The organism is Streptomyces sp. NBC_01235, assembly GCF_035989285.1.
Lineage (GTDB): Bacteria > Actinomycetota > Actinomycetes > Streptomycetales > Streptomycetaceae > Streptomyces.
Map to the genome: position 1 here is coordinate 5279181 of NZ_CP108513.1, position 18602 is coordinate 5297782.

The window sequence follows — 18602 nt, forward strand, 5'->3', positions numbered from 1 at the left end:
AAACCGTTTCAGTATGAACGTATAGTGTTCGAATCAGCCATCTCCGCGCGTAGATGTGACCTCCTCGTAAGCTGTGCCCCATGGCCGCGTTTTTCTCGGGACCCACCAAGCACGAGGCGCCGGAGCCCCTGGAGGGCCCCGTGGTCGCCACCATCACCGGCGGCACGATCCTCTGGTTCGTCCTCTTCGTCGTCCAGCTCCCCTTCTACGGCTGGTTCGACGACCACGGCCGTCTGTGGTGGCTGTGGACCTGCCTCGCCGGCGCCGGGCTCGGACTCATCGGCATCTGGTACGTCCGCAAGCGCGACGCGGCGATCAAGCGGGAGGCGGCGGCCGGGGTCACCAAGGCGGAGGCCGTCGAGTAGGCGTACAACCGGCGTACCAGCCAGGTCCTCCCCAGGTCGGATCTTCGCCCCTTCCGACGGGTGAACCCCCAAATCCGCACGTACCGTCGATTCCATGGCCCACACCGACGCCCCCGCCTCCGTGCCGACGACGGCGACCGGTCTGACCGCCGCCGAGGTCGCGGACCGCGTCGCGCGCGGTCAGGTGAACGACGTCCCCGTCCGCAGCAGCCGCACCGTCGGCGAGATCGTCCGGGCGAACGTCTTCACCCGGTTCAACGCGATCATCGGCGTCCTGTGGCTGGTCATGCTTGCCGTCGCGCCCGTCCAGGACGGCCTGTTCGGGTTCGTGATCCTCGCCAACACCGGCATCGGCATCATCCAGGAGTGGCGGGCGAAGCAGACCCTGGACTCCCTCGCGGTCGTCGGCGAGGCCCGCCCCACCGTCCGCCGCGACGGCACCGCGACCGAGGTCTCCACCTCCGAACTCGTCCTGGACGACGTCATCGAGATCGGCCCCGGTGACAAGGTCGCCGTGGACGGGGTGTGCGTCGAGGCGGACGGGCTGGAGATCGACGAGTCACTGCTCACCGGCGAGGCGGACCCCGTCGTGAAGCGGTCGGGCGCACAGGTCATGTCGGGAAGCTTCGTGGTGGCCGGCGGCGGCGCCTTCCGGGCCACGAAGGTCGGCCGCGAGGCCTACGCCGCCCAGCTCGCCGAGGAGGCCTCCCGCTTCACGCTGGTCCACTCCGAGCTGCGCTCCGGCATCTCCACGATCCTCAAGTACGTGACGTGGATGATGATCCCGGCCGCCATCGGCCTCGTCGTCACACAACTGTTCGTGAAGAACAACGACATCAAGGAGTCGATCGCCCGCACCGTCGGCGGCATCGTCCCGATGGTCCCGGAGGGGCTGGTCCTGCTCACCTCCGTCGCCTTCGCGATCGGCGTCATCCGGCTTGGCCGGAAACAGTGCCTGGTGCAGGAACTCCCGGCCATCGAGGGCCTCGCCCGCGTCGACACCGTCTGCCTGGACAAGACCGGCACCCTCACCGAGGGCGGCATGGACGTCACCGGGCTCAGGACGCTCGACGACTTCGAGGAGACGTACGTACAGCAGGTGCTCGGCGCTCTCGGGGAGTCCGACCCGCGGCCCAACGCCTCCCTCCAGGCGATCATCGACGCCTACCCGGACGCCGAGGAATGGCGCTGCACCGAGTCCCTGCCCTTCTCCTCCGCCCGCAAGTACAGCGGCGCCAGCTTCAGCGAGGGCAACGGGGAGAGCGGCACCTGGCTGCTGGGGGCGCCGGACGTGCTGCTGGCCGACGGCTCCCCCGCCCTCGCCGAGACCGAGCGGCTCAACGAGCAGGGTCTGCGGGTGCTGCTGCTGGCCCGCGCCGCCCGCGACCTCGACGACCCCGAACCCGCACGCGGAGCCCGGCCCGCCGCCCTCGTCGTCCTCGAACAGCGGCTGCGGCCCGACGCCGCCGACACCCTGCGTTACTTCGCCCGGCAGGACGTCCACGCCAAGGTCATCTCCGGCGACAACGCGGTGTCGGTGGGGGCGGTGGCCGCGAAGCTCGGGCTCGACGGCGGCACGGTGGACGCCCGCCGGCTGCCCCAGGACCAGGACGGCATGGGGCGGGCCCTGGACGAGGGCACGGTGTTCGGGCGGGTCACCCCGCAGCAGAAGCGGGACATGGTCGGCGCGCTCCAGTCCCGCGGGCACACCGTCGCCATGACCGGGGACGGCGTCAACGACGTCCTCGCGCTGAAGGACGCCGACATCGGCGTGGCGATGGGGTCGGGCTCCGAGGCCACCCGGGCGGTCGCGCAGATCGTGCTGCTGAACAACAGCTTCGCGACGCTGCCGTCGGTGGTGGCGGAGGGCCGACGGGTCATCGGCAACATCACCCGCGTGGCGACCCTGTTCCTGGTGAAGACGGTCTACTCGGTGCTGCTGGCCCTGCTGGTGGTGTGCTGGCAGGTCGAGTACCCGTTCCTGCCACGCCACGTGACCCTGCTGTCCACGCTCACCATCGGCGTCCCGGCCTTCTTCCTCGCCCTCGCCCCCAACACGGAACGGGCCCGCCCGCACTTCGTACGACGGGTGATGCGGTACTCGATCCCGGGCGGCCTGATCGCGGGCGTCGCGACCTTCGTGACGTACCTGATCGCCCGTCACCACTACGTGGGCAAGGGCTCGTTGGACGCCGAGACCAGCGCGGCGACCCTCACGCTGTTCCTGGTCTCGATGTGGGTGCTGGCGATCATCGCCCGCCCGTACACCTGGTGGCGGGTGCTGCTGGTGGCCTCGATGGGCGCGGCGTTCCTGCTCGTCCTGGTGGTCCCGTGGCTCCAGCACTTCTTCGCACTGAAGCTGGTCGGAGAGACGATGCCGTGGATCGCGGTGGGCGTGGCCGCGGTGGCGGCGGTCGCCCTGGAGTTCTCCTGGAAATGGGTCGACCGCCGCGTTCCCGCTTAGCGCTCGGCGTGGACCGGGAAGCCGGTCCTGCCGCTCGTTCCCTACTGCACGTCGACGAAGTCACCCGCGGCGGTGGCCGCCGGGGAGGTGGTGGTGCCGACGAAGATGTAGCGGTAGTAGCCGTCCACGCTCGCCGTGACGGTGGTGCCCAGCCCACCGGTCGAGGTGGTCTTGACCGACTTCACCGTGCTGTAGGTGGTGGCGCCCTTCTTGCGGAACTGCAGCTGGGCGTAGACGCCGGCGTAACCGGTGTACGTGGCGGTGTCCCAGTTGGCGCGGGTCAGGCGGCCCGTGACGGTGATGGTCCTGCCCTTCTTCACCGGCTCCGGGGCGGCGTTGACCGTCAGCTTGGACAGGCGCTGGAGCTTGGTGGTGGCCAGGGTGTCGCCCTCGGCGTAGCCGACCTTGCTGAAGTCGACGTCGTCGGCGTTCGGGTCGACGTCGTTCCAGTCGACGATGTAGCCGGCCGCCTTCCACGTCGTGGCGTCGGCGTTCTCCAGCTCGTCGGCCGGGTAGACGTCGATGGTGCCCTTGCAGGTGGCGACCGTGGCCGAGGTGTTGGTGCAGGCCGGGTAGTCGTCGCCGAGGAGGAAGTTGGCCGGGTCGTCGTACGAACCGCGGTAGAGGAGCAGGTCCAGCTCGGTGTCGTCCGCGGTGACGTCGACGCCCGCGCCGTGCGTGACCGTGAAGGTGACCGGGGCGGTGACCTTGCCGCTGGTGCCGGCGACGATCGGCTTGCCGTTGTTGACCTTGACGTTGCCGAACTTGGCGTCCAGCGCGTACGGGGTGCCGCTGTCGGCGGTCGAACCGGTGAAGGCGCTCTTGCCGGAGGCGGCCGCGTGGAGGGCCGTGAAGGTGTCGACGGAGCTGTGCGAGTCGCTGCCGGTGGCCTGTGCGGCCGGCATGGCGAAGGCGGACAGGGCCACGGCGCCGGTGACGGCGACCACGGTGGCGCGTATGCGCATGTGCGTTCCCCCTGAGGAGAGGGGCCCACGGACGGTTGCCGTTCGCACGGTCGTCGTCACATCCGGGGCCCAAAGTGATGGTGGAGTCTGTTGACTCACACGATCAGATGCCCGGTGGGGGCGGATGGTTGTACGTCCCGTGAGAAATTCGTGGAAGAAATCTTCACGTCCGCCGCCACCCGCCCTCGCACCCCGTGAGCGTCAGTCGAACCAGCGGTCGCGGGCCAGTTCCCGGGTCCGTGACGGGTCCTCCAGCAGGGCCGCGACCTCGAAACGGCGCGGCCACTGCCGTGCCGCCCAGGCGAGCCCGGCGGCCACGCCCTCCAGGGTGGCGGCGTGCAGGACGCCGTCGGCCGTCAGCCGCCAGTCGATCTCCACGCCGTCGACGACGAGTTCCTCGTGCTCGACGTACGTGTCGGGCGTGCGCGGCCCGAGCAGCACCCGCACCGACTCCGGTACGTCGTGCTCGGCGCCCTCGGAGTCGACGCCCCCGGTCACGGACTCGCTCAGCCGCCGCACCTGGAACAGCTCGGCCAGTTCGGCGGCGCGCGAGGGCCGTACGGGCAGCAGCGGGACGCCCTGCGTGAACGGCAGCAGATCGGGCGAGTCGACGACGACGGCGTCGGCGGCGTCCACGACCTCGACCCGCCCGTCGACGACGGCCCGCAGCTCGTCGGGGAGGGTCACCTGCTCGGGGTCCAGCTCGGCCAACGCACCGTAGAGGCCGTGCAGTTGGGCGGAGGTGACGGGGCGATCCGGGTCGGCCAGCCGGTCGAGGAGTTCGGCGGCGCCGCCGGGCTCGTCGAGGAGGGCCGCCACGGAGGTCCGTACGCCCAGCGCCCGCAGCACCTGCTCGTCGTCGAACCCGGTGGCGTCGGCCTCGTCGTACAGGCCGTGCAGGAGCGGGTCCCCGCCGGCGGCCAGCAGGCCGGCCGGGCGCCGCCCGTCGAGCACCGGGTTTCCGCGCAACCACCAGGCGGTGTAGGGCCGTACGGCCTCGTGGGTGCCGTCCGGGAGGAGGATGCGGACGGGCTGGATGAGGGCGTCGCGCAGCGGCGGCCGGGCGAGCAGCGCGAGGGCCTGCGGCCAGCGGTCCTCGTCGACGAGGTCGAGGTCGCGGACGGCGACGAGCTCGGTGGCGACGGGCGGCACGGGCGAGTCGGGGAAGCGGTCGAGGATGTCCTCGCACCACACGTCGACGGCGTCCAGCAGCCCGGCGTCGTCGGGTTCGGCGAAGTCCCCTTCGCGGGGCTCCAGTTCGTCCGGGTCCAGGACGACGTCCGTGGCACGCACGAGCGCGAAGTTGGCCAGCACGCCACAGGCCGCGAGGGGCTGTTCACCCCATTTGTCCGCCAACTCGGCGTCGACAGCGGCGAGTTCGTCCTCCCGGATGACGGAGGCGAACGGGCTGCCCGGCAGCACCAGTTCACCGGCGGGGACGAGTTCCCCGTCCTCGTCGGGCAGGGCGAGGGCGCCGAGCCAGGGCTCGTCCCCGGGCTCCAGACCGGCGTCCCGGACGAGGGCGAGGACCGTGTCGGCGAGCTCCTCCGCGTCCGGGGCGTCCCTGTCGTCCCAGGCGCCGCCGTCGTCGTCCAGGGAGGCGGCGACGGCGGCCCGCACCTGCGGGGTGGTCAGGACGGCGCGGGGCGTGGCGGGCAGCGCGCCGAGCTTCTCCAGGAGGGGGTGCGCGGCGTCCTGGTGGGCGACCTTGAGACCGAGCCGGGCGAGGGATTCGGAGGTGGCGGCCCAGGTGTCGTCGGGGGTGGGGCCGTCGGGGAGGGGCAGCAGCACCTGGCGCGGACCGATGGTGGTCCGCCCGTCGGCGAGCGGCACGGGAAGCCCGGAGAGCCGGTCCGGATCGACCCCGGCGAGGCTGTCGTAGAGCCGGTACCACCAGTCCGGGTCCTTCTCCAGACCGGCCAGCCGGTCGATCGCGTCGGCGAGCGGGATCCGGGCGACGCCCAGTGTGCGCAGCTCGGCCCGCCGCTCCAGCCCGGCGGGCAGCAGGGTCGGCAGCACCTCCGCCAGCACCCGCACGGTGTCGGCGCCGGCACCCTCGACGACCTCGGCGTCACGGGGCCGCAAGGCCTCCGGAAGCTCGATCACGTCCTCGACCCCGGCCCCGTCCTCGCCCTCGTTCTCGGGCGCGGGCCGGACGGCGGGCGGCAGGAACGCGGTGCGCGGCAGCCGCTCGAGGACGGCCTGCCGAAGGGCCCCGTCCAGCACCCCCTTGCCCAGCGGCCCGGGCACGAGATCGATGATCCCCGTGCCCACCGGCCGCCAGCCGGCGAGGAGTTCGGTGTACACGTCCGCCGCACGCTGCACGAGGTGGTCGGTCAGCGGTCCGGGGGCGGCGTGCCGGCGGGTGGTGTCGAGGGGGAAGGAGGCGATGAGCAGGGCGGGCACGCCGAGGGGCTCGTCGCTGGGGGTGGGCGCGTGGACGACGGGAGTGGTGCGGGGCCGGGCGGGCGCCCCGTCCTCGTCGACCGGCACGGCCCAGGTGACCGACCAGTGGGGCCGCAGCCGCTCCTCCACCGGCCGGTCGGCCAGCAGCTCGGGGCTGAGGGGACCGTGCGCGGCGGCGACCCGCCACCGCGTGGTCCCGTCCCGCGTGTCCGCCACGACGGTGAGGGCGCCGTCGGCGGGGTCGGCGGAACGGCGGAGGGTGCGCGGAGCGTGGTCGTCGACCTCGATCACGACCTCCTCCAGCCCCGGGAGGGCGAGCAGCAGAGCGTCGTCGACGGCGGTGAGGAGCCGTTCGGCGAGATCGGCGGCGGCGGTGTCGCGCAAGGGCAGGATGACGGCGGTGTCGTACGGGTCGGGCGCGGTGCCCTGGGCGGCGAAGGGCAGCCGGAGCAGCGGCACATGTCCGTCACGCCTGCGGATCTCGTCACCGAGGCCGGGGCTGTGCCGGGCGGTGTCCTGGGCCAGCTCGCGAGCCTCCGCGAGGGACCAGCGGACACCCCCGTGCCGCCCCACCACGGCGGGCTCGTCGGTGACGGCGACGACGGCGGCGAAGCCGACGCCGAACCGCCCGACGGCCACGGCCGACTGCTGGGCCTCACGCTTGGCGGAGGCCCGGAGCGTGGCGAGTGACTCGACGCCGGCGGCGTCCAGGGGCGCGCCCGTGTTGGCGGCGACGAGGACACCGTCGCGGAGGGTGAGCCGCAGCCGCCCCGGCACTTTGGCCCTGGCGGCGGCGTCGGCGGCGTTCTGAGCGAGCTCGACGACGAGCCGGTCCCGGTACCCGCCGAGGACGAGGTCCTCCTCGGCGTTGGCGTCCTCCCGGAAACGGGCGGGACTCGTGGCCCAGGCGTCCAGCACTCCGCGACGCAGGCGGGCCGTGCCGAAGGGGTCCGCGCCCTCGGGTGCCGGCCGCACGAACTTGCTCACGTTCACTCTCCTCATCGGCGTGGGCACGAAGGTACCGCGCGAAGGAGTGACGGCCGAACGGGATGCGAGGCAGGGGCCGGGCACCGAGCCGCCCCTACATCACAATCACACAACGACTACGGGATCGCCCGACAACGGACGAGGCGGGACGGCACGCCAGGACGACGGGGCCGGACGGCTAGGAGTGCCCCAGCTCCGCCGCGTCCTCGTCCTCCACCGTCGGCACGGACCCCGAATCCGGGGCCGGACGCAGCGGGAACGGATCCACCCGGGTCTCGTCGATCACCGGCGGGGCGGGCCGCGGCGGCGCGGGCATCACCGCTGCCTCCGAGTGGCCCCCACAGCCGTACGCCAGGGAGACGACCCGGCCGTCCGCCGGGGAGAACTCGTTGGCGCAGACGCCGAAGGCCTGCCCGAGGGAGCCCCCGATGGGCGTGAGGAAACCGCAGCTCTGGCAGGTCGCGGGGGCCGCCTGGGCCATGGGCGTCTGGGGGCCGTAGCCCTCCTCCCAGCGGTCCGCGGCGATGTGCAGGCCGTACCGGGACAGCACCCGGGCCCGGCGCATCCCCAGCTCCTCGGCCACCGCGGCGATCGTCCCGCGCACCGGTGTCGTGGGCAGCTTCGCCGACGCGGCCGGGGTCACCTCGGCGTCCTCCGCCTCCACCAGCTCGGCCATCTGCTCGGAGACGGGCGAGTTCGGCAGCGGCTCGTCCACGCCGGTGAAGCCGGGCTCCAGACGGAGGTCCTCCGCGTCCGTGGGCAGGAGGTCGCCGGGGCCCATGTCGCCGGGGCGCAGCCGCTCGCTCCACGGGACCCACTCGGGCGCCAGCACCGCGTCGGGGCCGGGGAGGAGGACCACCTCGTCCAGGGTGACGATCTTCGCGCGGGACGCCCGCGCCACCGTCACCGCCCAGCGCCAGCCCCGGTACCCGAGCTCCTTGCACCCGAAGTAGTGGGTGACCACCCGGTCGCCCTCGGAGAGCATGCCTACGTGCTCTCCGACCACGCCGGGGGCGGCTGCCTCCTCGGCTGCGGCACGGGCGAGGTCGACGGCCTCGGCGCACAGGCGGTCGGGGGTGCGGCTTCGCGTGGTCGCTGCGCTCACAGGTATCGCTTCTCTCCTACGCCGTCTCTCGGTGCGCCTGCCTGAAGGCGGCGGGTGCGGACGGAGCGGACCAAAGGGCCGCGTCGACGTCCGCGCCCGATCGCGCTCGGGCGCACCTGCTGTCATCCATTCTGCGGGATGGCCGGGAGGCGCGCGGCCGAGATCGATCGCCACGGCGCGCTACGCACGCTACCTGCTCCCGGACGCTCGGCCTACACCGGCGGGACGTTTCGCACGACCGGAAGCCGCCGAACGGCCTCGGAACGCCCTCCGAAAGTCCCTCGGAGGCTCTTCGAACGGCCGCCGGACGGGCACTCCCGCCACCATCACACGGCCATACGCGCGGTAACCCCACTACATACAGCGTTCTCGGGGCACTATGACGGAGTGGCAGCCGCGAGGACACCCCAGGGCGCCACCGGGATCGGTGCGACGAAGGGGAACAAGGGGAGGAGCCGGGTGAGCGGTTCGGGCCGGATGAGCGGGTCCGTCCGCGCGATCGGCCGTGCCCTGCACTTCCCGTTCACCGGCACCGCCCGCGGCATCAGAAAGGCCACGCACGCGCACGGCGCCGGCGAGTCCGGCCTCGGCAAGCTGATCGAGCTGCACGGCGTGAACGGCGCCGGCGACGTCATGATCACCATCGCGCTCGCCTCCACCGTCTTCTTCTCCGTGCCGACCGACGAGGCCCGCGGGCGCGTCGCGCTCTACCTCGCCATCACCATGGCGCCCTTCACCGTCCTCGCCCCCGTGATCGGCCCCCTCCTGGACCGGCTCCCGCACGGACGGCGCGCCGCCATGGCCGGGTCCATGATCGCCCGGGCGATCCTCGCGCTCGTCCTGTCCAGCGCGGTCGCCACCGGCAGCATCCAGCTGTACCCGGCCGCGCTCGGCGTGCTCGTCTCCTCCAAGGCGTACGGGGTCGTCAGAAGCGCCGTGGTGCCACGCCTCCTGCCGCCCAGCTTCTCCCTCGTCAAGGCGAACTCGCGGGTCACCCTCGGCGGCCTGCTGGCCACCGGCGTCGCCGCGCCCGTGGGCGCCGGGCTACAGGCCCTCGGGCCGCGCTATCCGCTCTACGGCGCCTTCGTGATCTTCGTGGCCGGTACGTTCCTGTCGTTCTCGCTGCCCCGCAAGGTGGACTCCGCCAAGGGCGAGGACGTCGCGCTGCTCGCCGCCGACGAGCAGCACCTGCACGGCCCGCACCTCAAGCCGGTGAAGCGGCCGGGGCTCAGGACGGTCGGCATCGCCGTCACCCACGCCCTGGGCGCCAACGCGGCCCTGCGCTGGTTTTCCGGGTTCCTGACCTTCTTCCTGGCGTTCCTGCTGCGCGAGCACCCGCTGACCGGGCAGAGCGCGGCGGTGTCGCTGGGCATGGTGGTCGTGGCGGCCGGCGTGGGCAACGCGCTCGGGACGGCGGTGGGGGCGTGGCTGCGCTCCAAGGCCCCGGAGCTGATCATCGTGACGGTCGTCGCCGTCGTCCTGGGCGCGGCGCTCATCACCGCCGTCTTCTTCGGGGCGTTCCTGGTGGCCTGCCTGGCGGCGCTCACCGGGTTCTCGCAGGCGCTCGCCAAGCTGTCCCTGGACGCGCTGATCCAGCGGGACGTGCCGGAGCTGGTGCGCACCTCGGCGTTCGCCCGCTCGGAGACGCTGCTCCAGGTGTCCTCGGTGTTCGGCGGCGTGGTCGGCATCGTCATGCCGCTGAACGGGACGCTGGGCCTGTCGGTGGCCGCCGCGGTGGTCGCCGTGGGCTGGCTGACCACGGTCCGCGGCCTGCTGTCCTCGGTGCGGCACGGGGGCGGCGCGACGCCCCGGGCGGCGTGAGCACCGCATGGCGCGGGCACCGGCGCGGGCACCGCGTGGCGTAATACACAGCCACGCCGCACCCCACGTAAAGAGACGGCTGGACGTGCCCGATAGCCTTCCGCCATGACCACGATGCCCCGCGGCGGAGCCGCTGATGTACTCGGCGTTCGGCGACGCCGCCGCGCCGTCGCCGCCGCCGGCGCCGTTTCCGCCGGACTGCTCGTCCTGTCGGCCTGCGACAAGCCGACCCCCCTGTCCACGATCACCGTCGGCCGCGACTCGGTCAGCTCCGAGGCCACCTGCGGCGGCGAGGGCGACACCCTTCAGGCCGCGGAGCTCACCAAGTGCCTCGCCGACAAGGACATCAAGTCCATCAGCGTCGACCCTGACGAGACCGTCCGCTTGGGCGTCGACCCCGACGTGGCCGACAAGCGCTGGACGATCCTCATGAACGGCCAGCCGCTCACCGAGGACAGCGACAAGACCTACCGGACGATCCCGGGCAGCGTCTTCTTCAACGCCCAGTACGGCGCCCAGGGCGACTCCACGCTCGTCACCATCAAGGCGGGCGACGGCAAGAAGGACAGCCAGTCGGCGACCGGCCTGTGGTCCTTCAAGCTCAAGAAGGACGACTGACCACGTCCCGCGCACGCGTCCTCGTGGCCACCGCGGTCCCCGCCGAACGGGACGCGGTGGCACGGGCGTTGCCGGATCCGTCCGCCGACATCCGGCTGCCCGGCGTGACCCTGTACCGCACCGCCGGGATCTACGACCTCCTCGCCGCCGGAGTCGGACCGGCCCTGGCCGCCGCCTCCGTCTCCGCCGCCCTCACGGCGGCCGCGCTGAACGGCGCCCCCTACGGTCTCGTCGTCTCGACGGGCATCGCCGGCGGCTTCGCGCCCGCCGCCCCCGTCGGCTCCCTGGTCGTCGCCGACGAGATCACCGCCGCCGACCTCGGCGCCGAGACCGCCGACGGCTTCCTGCCGGTCACCGAGCTGGGCTTCGGCACGGTCACCCACCGTCCGCCCGAGTCCCTCGTACGGGAGACCTCGGCCGCCGCCGGGGCCCTCACCGGCGTCGTCCTGACCGTCTCGACGGTCACCGGCACCGCCGCCCGGGCCGCCGCCCTGCGCGAGCGCCACCCGCGCGCTCTCGCCGAGGCGATGGAGGGCTTCGGGGTCGCCGAGGCGGCCGCCGCGCACGGCGCGCCCGTGCTGGAGATCCGCGCGGTCTCCAACCCCGTCGGCCCGCGCGACCGCGCCGCCTGGCGCATCGGCGATGCGCTGGCCGCCCTGACCACGGCCTTCGGGAAGCTCACCCCCGTCCTGGAGAGTTGGAACCCACATGACCACCAGTGAGCAGCCGCTGCGGATCGCGTACTCCCCCTGCCCGAACGACACCTTCGTCTTCGACGCCCTCGCCCACGGCCGCGTGCCGGGCGCGCCCGCGCTCGACGTCACGTTCGCGGACATCGACCTCACCAACGGCATGGCCGAGCGCGGCGAGTTCGACGTGCTGAAGGTGTCGTACGCGGTGCTGCCGTACGTCCTCGACGAGTACGCGCTGCTGCCGTGCGGAGGCGCGCTGGGCCGGGGCTGTGGCCCGCTGGTGCTGACCAGGGAGGCCGGGACGGACCTCACCGGCCGCACGGTCGCCGTGCCGAGCGAACGGTCGACGGCGTACCTGCTGTTCCGCCTCTGGGCGGCGGACACGGTCCCGGGGGGCGTCGGCGAGATCGTCGTCCTGCCGTTCCACGAGATCATGCCGGCCGTGCGGGACGGGAAGGTCGACGCGGGCCTGGTCATCCACGAGGCCCGCTTCACCTACCAGAACTACGGCCTGCACAAGCTCTCGGACATGGGCGAGCACTGGGAGGACACCACCGGCCTGCCCATCCCCCTGGGCGCGATCATCGCCAAGCGCTCACTGGGGGCGGACACGCTGACCCTGCTGGCCGACTCGATCCGCACGTCCGTGCGCGCCGCCTGGGACGCCCCCGAGGTCTCCCGCCCGTACGTCATGGAACACGCCCAGGAAATGGACCCGTCGGTCGCCGACCAGCACATCGGCCTGTACGTGAACGAGTTCACGGCCGACCTGCGCGAGGACGGCTACGCGGCGGTACGCGGACTGCTCACACGCGCTGCGGCCGAGGGACTGGTACCTGCGCTGGGGCCCGAGGCGCTTTCGTTTCCCTGAGCCTCACGGTCATCGGAGCCGACGGACGAAGTCCGGCACGACCGCCCACAGCCCGCGAAGCGGCGCAAGGACGGCAGAAAGAGAGGCCGCGGCGGTACGGGGACTGCTCACACGCGCTGCGGCCGAGGGACTGGCACTGCGCTGGGGCCCGAGGCGCTCGGCTTTCCCTGAGGCTTCGGTCCTTGGCTAGGGCTTCTCGTCGTCACCGTCGGCCAGGGGTGTACGGGGCGGCCACTGGGCCAGCGACAGCATCCCCAGAACCTTGCGGATGAGGAAGCCGGCCAGGGGCAGTTCGACGCACACCGCGAGCGTCGCCGACAGCCACACGTCGGGGGTGCCGAGGGCGAGCGACACGTCGAACCACGCGTCGCAGACCAGCAGTGCCGCCGTCGCGGCGGCGGCCACGGCGACGGCCCGGTGCCGGCGCCAGCCGAGCAGGGCGGTGCACGCCACCGCGAGCACGAGCAGGGCGTCGAATCCGACCCAGGCCGTGCGCCACTGGCGGACCGTGTACCCGCTGGGCAGAGTGAACCAGAGCAGGACCGTCCACGGGACCAGGCCGACGCTGGAGACGGTGAGCAGTTCCAGGGTGTGCCGCCGCTGCCGCCGTATCCGCTCCAGCAGCTCAGGGGTCGGCGACGGGGCGGCGGGAGCCCCGCCGCCGGGTTGGGTTCGTATGTCGCTCACGTCGGCCGGTCCGGGGGTTTACACGTCCAACTGGTCGGCGACCGCGCGCAGTAGACCGGCGATCTTCTTGCCGGAGGTCTTCTCCGGGTAGCGGCCCTTCTCGAGCATCGGGGTGATGTTCTCGAGAAGGGTGGTCAGATCCTGGACGATGGAGGCCAGTTCGTCGGGCTTCTTGCGCTGCGCCGCGGCGACCGACGGGGTCGGGTCGAGAATGACGACGGAGAGTGCCTGGTCGCCGCGCTGTCCGGCGACGACGCCGAACTCCACCCGCTGGCCCGGCTTCAGTGCCTCGACTCCGGCGGGGAGGACCGAGGAATGGACGAAGACGTCACCGCCGTCGTCGCGGGAGAGAAAGCCGAAGCCCTTCTCGCTGTTGAACCACTTGACCTTGCCGGTAGGCACGTCTGTCCTCGTCCTCGTACTCGTCGGAAAACTGCTTCGGAAACAGCTCTGGAACCGCTACGGAACGGCTCCGGATAGCACTTGGGCGGGTCGACCACGACCCGCCGGTACCAAGGCTAATGGTCTGTGGACCGGTGACAAGACGTCCCCCGGTTGTTCCTCAGGGCTGGGAACTACCCTGGTCCGGTGCGTGACAAAACCCAAACGAATTCCGCGGCTCCCGGTGACCGACTGATCCGTGCCGGTGCCATCGTGTTCTTCGTCGGCGCCGTGGCCACACTCGTCACGGTCGCCCCGCTGTTCCTCGGCACGAAACCTTTTCCGACGTACATGTTCGGATTGAGCATGCTCATGGGTGTCGGCTTCCTGATCGCCGGCGCGGGCGTCCTGCGGTCGGTCGCGGCCGGCCGGCGTCAGGCGCGGGGCGCGGTGCGCTAGTTGCTCAGGTGTCCGGAGAGCCAGGCGGGGAATTCGGTCAGGTCGGCGAGCACGACATCCGCACCGGCCGTCCGCAGTTCCTCCGCGCCGATCGGCCCGGTCGGCACGGCGACCGACAGCGCCCCGGCGGTGTGGGCGCCGCGCACGTCCCCCACGTGGTCGCCGACGTAGACGCTCGCACCGTGCTCGCGCAGCGCCTCCGCCTTCTCCTCGGCCCACAGATCGCCTATCACCGCGTCGGGGCCCAGGCGCAGATGCTCCACCTGCAGCTTCGCGTTGGGCTGGTGCTTGGCGGTGACGACGATGGCCCGCCCGCCGGCCGCCCGCACGGCCGCGATCGCCTCCCGGGCGCCGGGCAGCGCGGTCGCGCCGGTGACGCCGTATTCGGGGTACAGCGAGCGGTAGAGGTCGGCGATGGCCGCCACCTGCTCCGCCGGGTACCAGTGGGCCAGCTCCGTCTCCGGCGGCGGACCGAGCCGGGTGACCACGAGGTCGGCGTCGATGTACGTCCCCGTCCGCTCGGCGAGCGCCACATAGGTGGCGCGGATACCGGGCCGGGAATCGATCAGGGTCATGTCGAGGTCGAAGCCGACGGTGAGCGCGGGTGACGTCATGCGGCCATTCTGCCCGGCCGCCACGCCCCGACTTCCGGCCCCGGTTTTCCGCCCCTGCTTGCGCCCCTGCTTCCGCCCCTGCTTCCGCCTCGGCTTGCGCCCCTGCTTCCGCCTCGGCTTCCGTCCCCTGTTCTGCCTCGGCTTGCGCCCCTGCTTCCGTCCCCTGTTCTGCCTCGGCTTGCGCCCCTGCTTCCGCCTCGGGTTCCGTCCCTGCTTCCGCCTCGGGTTCCGTCCCTGCTTCCGCCTCGGGTTCCGTCCCTGCTTCCGCCTCGGCTTGCGCCCCTGCTTCCGCCTCGGGTTCCGTCCCTGCTTCCGCCTCGGCTTGCGCCCCTGCTTCCGCCTCGGCTTGCGCCCCTGTTTCTACCTCTGTTTCTGCGAGCGCCAGACCAGGAACAGCGCCGATGCCACGGCCGCGCCCCGGATCACCCACGGCCAGGTCTGGGCGACGGCGGCGTTCATCTGTCCTTCGGCGATGGGCTCGCCCCAGCGCCCGTCGGACCGCCCCCACAGCCAGACCAGCCCGGCGGTGACCGAGAGCCCCGGCAGCCAGACGACCGCCAGCTTCGTCTCCTGCTCGGTCAGCCGCCGCGAGGCGTAGGCGATGGCCCAGCCGAGGATCAGCGCGAACCAGTTGCCGAGCACGGCGCCCGCGACAAGACACGCGGCGGCGATGAGGAGCAGCGGGTTGCTCCAACGACGCCCCGGCTCACCGGAGGAGCCCCGGAAGAGCCGAAGCCGACGACGGCGGGGCCCGGCGTCCTCGTCCTCCCCCGCCTCCGCTTCCTCCCCCCCGACAGCGGCCTCGTCCTCGTCCTCGTCCGTCTCTTCTCTCGACGGCGGAGGCTTGAGCAGGTCCGCGATCTCCACGCCGCCGACGAACCCCGGCACGTCCTCGCCGAGGCCGAGCGGGGTCGGCTCGTGCAGCCACCAGTCGGGCGTCTCCCGGCTGTCGCCCAGCTCGTGCGCGGGGGCGCGGTGCGGCGGGGACGGGACCTCGGAGGGGGCGGCGGGGGGCGGTGCGCTCGACCGGGGCCGCGGCACGACCCGCCGGATCCCCTTCGGCCGCCCCGGCGCCTCCTCACGGTCCCGCTGGACGGGCACGGAGGGCGCCGGCGTCTGCGGAGCACCGTGGCCGGTGCCGGTGTCGGCCGCGGCGGCGACGATGTCGTCCGGACTGCCGAGGCGGTCGATGATGCGGCGGACGGCGGCGGGTGAGTCGACGGCCGCCTTCGCCCGGCGCCGGTCGATCTCGTTGCGCAGCTCGGAGACGAGCCGCATCCGCGTGGCCGACGACAACTGCCGCTGGTGCGCGACATCCCCGACCCGGCTCAGATACTCGTAGACGACTTGGTCGCTCTCGATCCCCACGGGAATGACGCTACCGCTTCTCCTCGCAGGCGCCGGTTTCTCCTTGCCGGCGCCGGTCTCTCTTTTGTAGGCGTCGGTCGGCATCGTCCAGCCCGTCCGGGGGTTCCCGCGCCCGAGCGCAGCGAGAGCGGGGGAGATGGAGGACAGGCCCCTCAAGGGCCGGAGGGGGGTCTGGGGCGCAGCCCCCAGGGGACGCCAACCGCTACCGTGGGCAAGATGAGCACCGAGGACCAGCTGGCCCCCCGCTCCCTGGCGGCTGCGCTCCGCGCCCGGGACGACGCTTCCCTGGCCGCGCTCCTGCGCGCCCGCCCCGACCTCATCACCCCGGTCCCCACGGATCTCACCCAGCTCGCCACCCGCGCCGGCACCCGCGCCTCCGTCGTCCGCGCGCTGGAGCGGCTCGACCGGTTCGCCCTGCAGACCGCGGAGGCGCTGGCCGTGGCCGACGACCCGGCGACGTACGACGAACTGCTCGGGCTGATGGCGGGCGACGCCCGCGACCCGGCCGTCGTCCAAGCGCTCCCCGGCGCCCTGGCGGCCCTGCGCGAACAGGCCCTCGTCTGGGGCGCCGCCGACCGCCTCCACCTCGTGCGCACCGCCCGCGAACTGCTCGCGCCGTCCCCGCAGCACCCGTCCCCGACGGGGCTCGGGCCGAGTGTGCGGGAGGCGACGGCGGGTATGTCGCCCGGCCGGATCCAGGAGATCGTGGCGGCGGCCGGGCTGCCGTCCACGCACGACTCGGTGTCCGCCGTCGCCGCGCTCACCGCCCTCTTCGGCCACCGCAAGAAGATGGCCGCCCTGCTCGCCGAGGCGCCCGCCGACTCCCTCGACGTGCTGGAGCGGCTGGTGTGGGGGCCGCCGTACGGGCAGGTCACCCACGACCCGGCGGCGCGGCTGCGCTGGCTGCTCGACCGCGGGCTGCTGTTGCCGACGGCGCCCGGGACCGTCGTCCTGCCCCGTGAGGTCGCCCTGCATCTGCGCGAGGGGCGGGCCCATCGCGCGCCCGATCCGGTGCCGCCGGCCGTGGCGCCGGTCGCCGCGCACCGGCCACAGGTTGTGGACGCGACGGCGGCCGGGCAGGCGTACACGGCGCTGGCGACCGTCGAGGAGCTGCTGAAGGACTGGGACGAGGGCGGCCCCGCGGTGCTGCGGGCCGGCGGGCTGAGCGTGCGCGACCTCAAGCGGACGGCCGTCGCGCTGGACGTGTCCGAGCCGGTGGCCGCGTTCTGGGTGGAGCTGGCGTACGCGGCCGGGCTGCTCGCCTCCGACGGCGAGGCCGACGAGCGGTACGCGGCGACCCCGGAGTACGACGAGTGGTTGGAGCGGCCGCCCGCCGAGCGGTGGGCGCAGTTGGCGCAGACATGGCTGGCGGCGACCCGGACCTCCGGGGTGGTCGGCGGCCGGGACCTCAAGGAGCGGGCGCTGGCGGCGCTGGGTCCGGGCCTGGACCGGTCTGCCGCGCCCGAGGTGCGCCACCGGGTGCTGACGCTGCTGGCCGGGCTGCCGGAGGGGGCCTCGCCCGACGCGGAGGCGCTGCTGGCCCGCCTGCGCTGGGAACGCCCCCTGCGCGGCCCGCAGAGCGCTCAGGCCGGTGACGAGGACCTGCGCTCCCGGCTGGCCCGCTGGACCCTGATGGAGGCCGAGATGCTGGGCGTGACCGGCCGGGGCGCGCTGTCGGCGCACGGTCGGGCCCTGCTGGGGGCACCGGCGCCGGCTGAACCGGCCCCCGCTCCCGAGGCCGCTCACGACGCTCCGGCCGGCCCCGGCGACAAACTGCCCGCCCACCACCGCCCGGCCGTCCCCGACCCGGGCCACCTCTCACCCCCCGAGCAGGCCGTCGCCACCGCGTCCGCCGTCCGTCTGCTGGCCCCCCTCCTCCCGGAGCCCCTGGACCACGTCCTGCTCCAGGCGGATCTGACGGCGGTCGCCCCCGGCCCGCTGCGGCGTCCGCTCGCCGACGTGCTGAACGTCCTCGCGGACGTCGAGTCCAAGGGCGGCGCGACCGTCTACCGTTTCACGCCCGGCTCGGTCCGCCGCGCCCTGGACGCCGGCCGCAGCGCCTCCGACCTGCACGCCTTCCTCGCCGAGCACGCGCGCACGCCGGTGCCGCAGCCGCTGGCGTACCTGATCGACGACGTGGCCCGTCGGCACGGCCATCTGCGGGTGGGCGCCGCCTCGGCGTATGTGCGCTGCGACGACGACGCCGTGCTGAACGAGATCCTCGCCGACAAGCGCGCCGCCGTCCTGCGCCTGCGCCGTCTGGCCCCCACCGTGCTCGCGGCCCAGGCCGACCCGGCGACCCTGCTCGACGGGCTGCGCGCGATGGGCTTCGCGCCGGCCGCCGAGTCCGCCGAGGGCGACGTCCTGATCACCCGCGCCCACGCCCACCGCACCCCGCCCCGCACGGCCCCCGAGCCGGTGCCGGACGGCCCGCCGGTCCCCGACGCCACGCTCCTCACGGCGGCGATCCGCGCGATCCGGGCCGGCGACCTGGCCGCCACGGCGCCCCGCAAGCCGACGGAGGACGCCGCCCCGCTCGCCCCTGGCGAACTCCCCCGCACCAGCTCCGCCGAGACCCTCGCCACCGTGCAGGCGGCCGTCCTCACCGGCGAGGCCCTGTGGATCGGCTACGTCAACGCCGAGGGCACCGCCAGCCAGCGCGTCATCGCCCCGGTGCGGGTGGAGGGTGGCTTCGTGACGGCGTACGACCACACGGCGGACGAGGTCCGCACGTACCCGCTGCACCGGATCACGGGAGTGGCGGAACTCGCGGACGACTGACGGGCGCGAGTCGGCCGC

At 73.3% G+C, this 18602-nt stretch carries 15 protein-coding genes; 8 read left to right on the forward strand and 7 right to left on the reverse strand.

The genetic code is table 11. The features are described from left to right. The first annotated feature begins 80 nt into the window (after nucleotides 1-80). Nucleotides 81-365 carry a DUF2530 domain-containing protein gene (locus OG289_RS23305; RefSeq protein ID WP_327315984.1) on the forward strand — a complete coding sequence of 95 codons (285 nt, stop codon included), beginning with the start codon at nucleotides 81-83 and terminating at the stop codon, nucleotides 363-365. A 94-nt stretch (nucleotides 366-459) separates the two neighbouring features. Continuing rightward, a complete protein-coding gene (locus OG289_RS23310; RefSeq protein WP_327315985.1) occupies nucleotides 460-2829 on the forward strand; it encodes an HAD-IC family P-type ATPase in 2370 nt (789 codons plus the stop codon). A 41-nt stretch (nucleotides 2830-2870) separates the two neighbouring features. Here OG289_RS23310 and OG289_RS23315 read toward each other — a convergent pair whose 3' ends face one another. The 3 genes from OG289_RS23315 to OG289_RS23325 form a co-directional block, all read right to left on the reverse strand. Beyond that, entirely contained in the window at nucleotides 2871-3794 is a 924-nt protein-coding gene (locus OG289_RS23315; RefSeq protein ID WP_327315986.1) for a hypothetical protein, read from the reverse strand. A 201-nt stretch (nucleotides 3795-3995) separates the two neighbouring features. After that, on the reverse strand, nucleotides 3996-7187 hold the full coding sequence (locus tag OG289_RS23320) for a sacsin N-terminal ATP-binding-like domain-containing protein (RefSeq protein WP_327315987.1): 3192 nt from the start codon (nucleotides 7185-7187) through the stop codon (nucleotides 3996-3998). 178 nt (nucleotides 7188-7365) lie between these two features. Further along, nucleotides 7366-8292, reverse strand: coding sequence for a DUF3027 domain-containing protein (locus OG289_RS23325; RefSeq protein WP_327315988.1), 927 nt, complete (start codon nucleotides 8290-8292; stop codon nucleotides 7366-7368). A 387-nt stretch (nucleotides 8293-8679) separates the two neighbouring features. Here OG289_RS23325 and OG289_RS23330 point away from each other — a divergent pair, with 387 nt between their 5' ends. The 4 genes from OG289_RS23330 (at nucleotide 8680) to OG289_RS23345 (ending at nucleotide 12294) form a co-directional block, all read left to right on the forward strand. After that, a complete protein-coding gene (locus OG289_RS23330) occupies nucleotides 8680-10113 on the forward strand; it encodes an MFS transporter (protein WP_327315989.1) in 1434 nt (477 codons plus the stop codon). Nucleotides 10114-10218: 105 nt separating this feature from the next. Beyond that, the gene (locus tag OG289_RS23335; RefSeq protein WP_327315990.1) at nucleotides 10219-10731 is read left to right on the forward strand and encodes a DUF2771 domain-containing protein; all 513 of its coding nucleotides are present in this window, start codon (nucleotides 10219-10221) and stop codon (nucleotides 10729-10731) included. Beyond that, complete coding sequence (locus OG289_RS23340; RefSeq protein WP_327315991.1) at nucleotides 10701-11453, forward strand: futalosine hydrolase; 753 nt, start codon at nucleotides 10701-10703, stop codon at nucleotides 11451-11453. Before OG289_RS23335 ends, OG289_RS23340 begins: the two co-directional genes overlap by 31 nt. Further along, entirely contained in the window at nucleotides 11440-12294 is an 855-nt protein-coding gene (locus OG289_RS23345; protein WP_327315992.1) for a 1,4-dihydroxy-6-naphthoate synthase, read from the forward strand. The genes OG289_RS23340 and OG289_RS23345 overlap by 14 nt, the downstream gene beginning before the upstream one ends. 186 nt (nucleotides 12295-12480) lie before the next feature. On the opposite strand, the gene OG289_RS23350 is transcribed toward OG289_RS23345, so the two are convergent. Then, nucleotides 12481-12981: a hypothetical protein gene (locus OG289_RS23350; protein WP_327315993.1), complete on the reverse strand. Its 501-nt coding sequence runs from the start codon at nucleotides 12979-12981 to the stop codon at nucleotides 12481-12483. Between the two features lie 18 nt (nucleotides 12982-12999). Further along, complete coding sequence (locus tag OG289_RS23355; RefSeq protein ID WP_057579095.1) at nucleotides 13000-13383, reverse strand: cold-shock protein; 384 nt, start codon at nucleotides 13381-13383, stop codon at nucleotides 13000-13002. A gap of 186 nt (nucleotides 13384-13569) precedes the next feature. On the opposite strand from OG289_RS23355, the gene OG289_RS23360 reads away from it, so the two are divergent. Next, nucleotides 13570-13821 carry a hypothetical protein gene (locus OG289_RS23360; protein ID WP_327315994.1) on the forward strand — a complete coding sequence of 84 codons (252 nt, stop codon included), beginning with the start codon at nucleotides 13570-13572 and terminating at the stop codon, nucleotides 13819-13821. Here OG289_RS23360 and OG289_RS23365 read toward each other — a convergent pair. Next, entirely contained in the window at nucleotides 13818-14435 is a 618-nt protein-coding gene (locus tag OG289_RS23365) for an HAD family hydrolase (RefSeq protein ID WP_327315995.1), read from the reverse strand. The two genes, OG289_RS23360 and OG289_RS23365, sit on opposite strands and share 4 nt — an antisense overlap. A gap of 360 nt (nucleotides 14436-14795) precedes the next feature. Beyond that, nucleotides 14796-15803, reverse strand: a complete 1008-nt coding sequence (locus OG289_RS23370) for a hypothetical protein (protein WP_327315996.1) — start codon at nucleotides 15801-15803, stop codon at nucleotides 14796-14798. A 216-nt stretch (nucleotides 15804-16019) separates the two neighbouring features. On the opposite strand from OG289_RS23370, the gene OG289_RS23375 reads away from it, so the two are divergent. Beyond that, on the forward strand, nucleotides 16020-18584 hold the full coding sequence (locus OG289_RS23375; protein WP_327315997.1) for a helicase C-terminal domain-containing protein: 2565 nt from the start codon (nucleotides 16020-16022) through the stop codon (nucleotides 18582-18584). The last annotated feature ends 18 nt before the right edge of the window (nucleotides 18585-18602 follow it).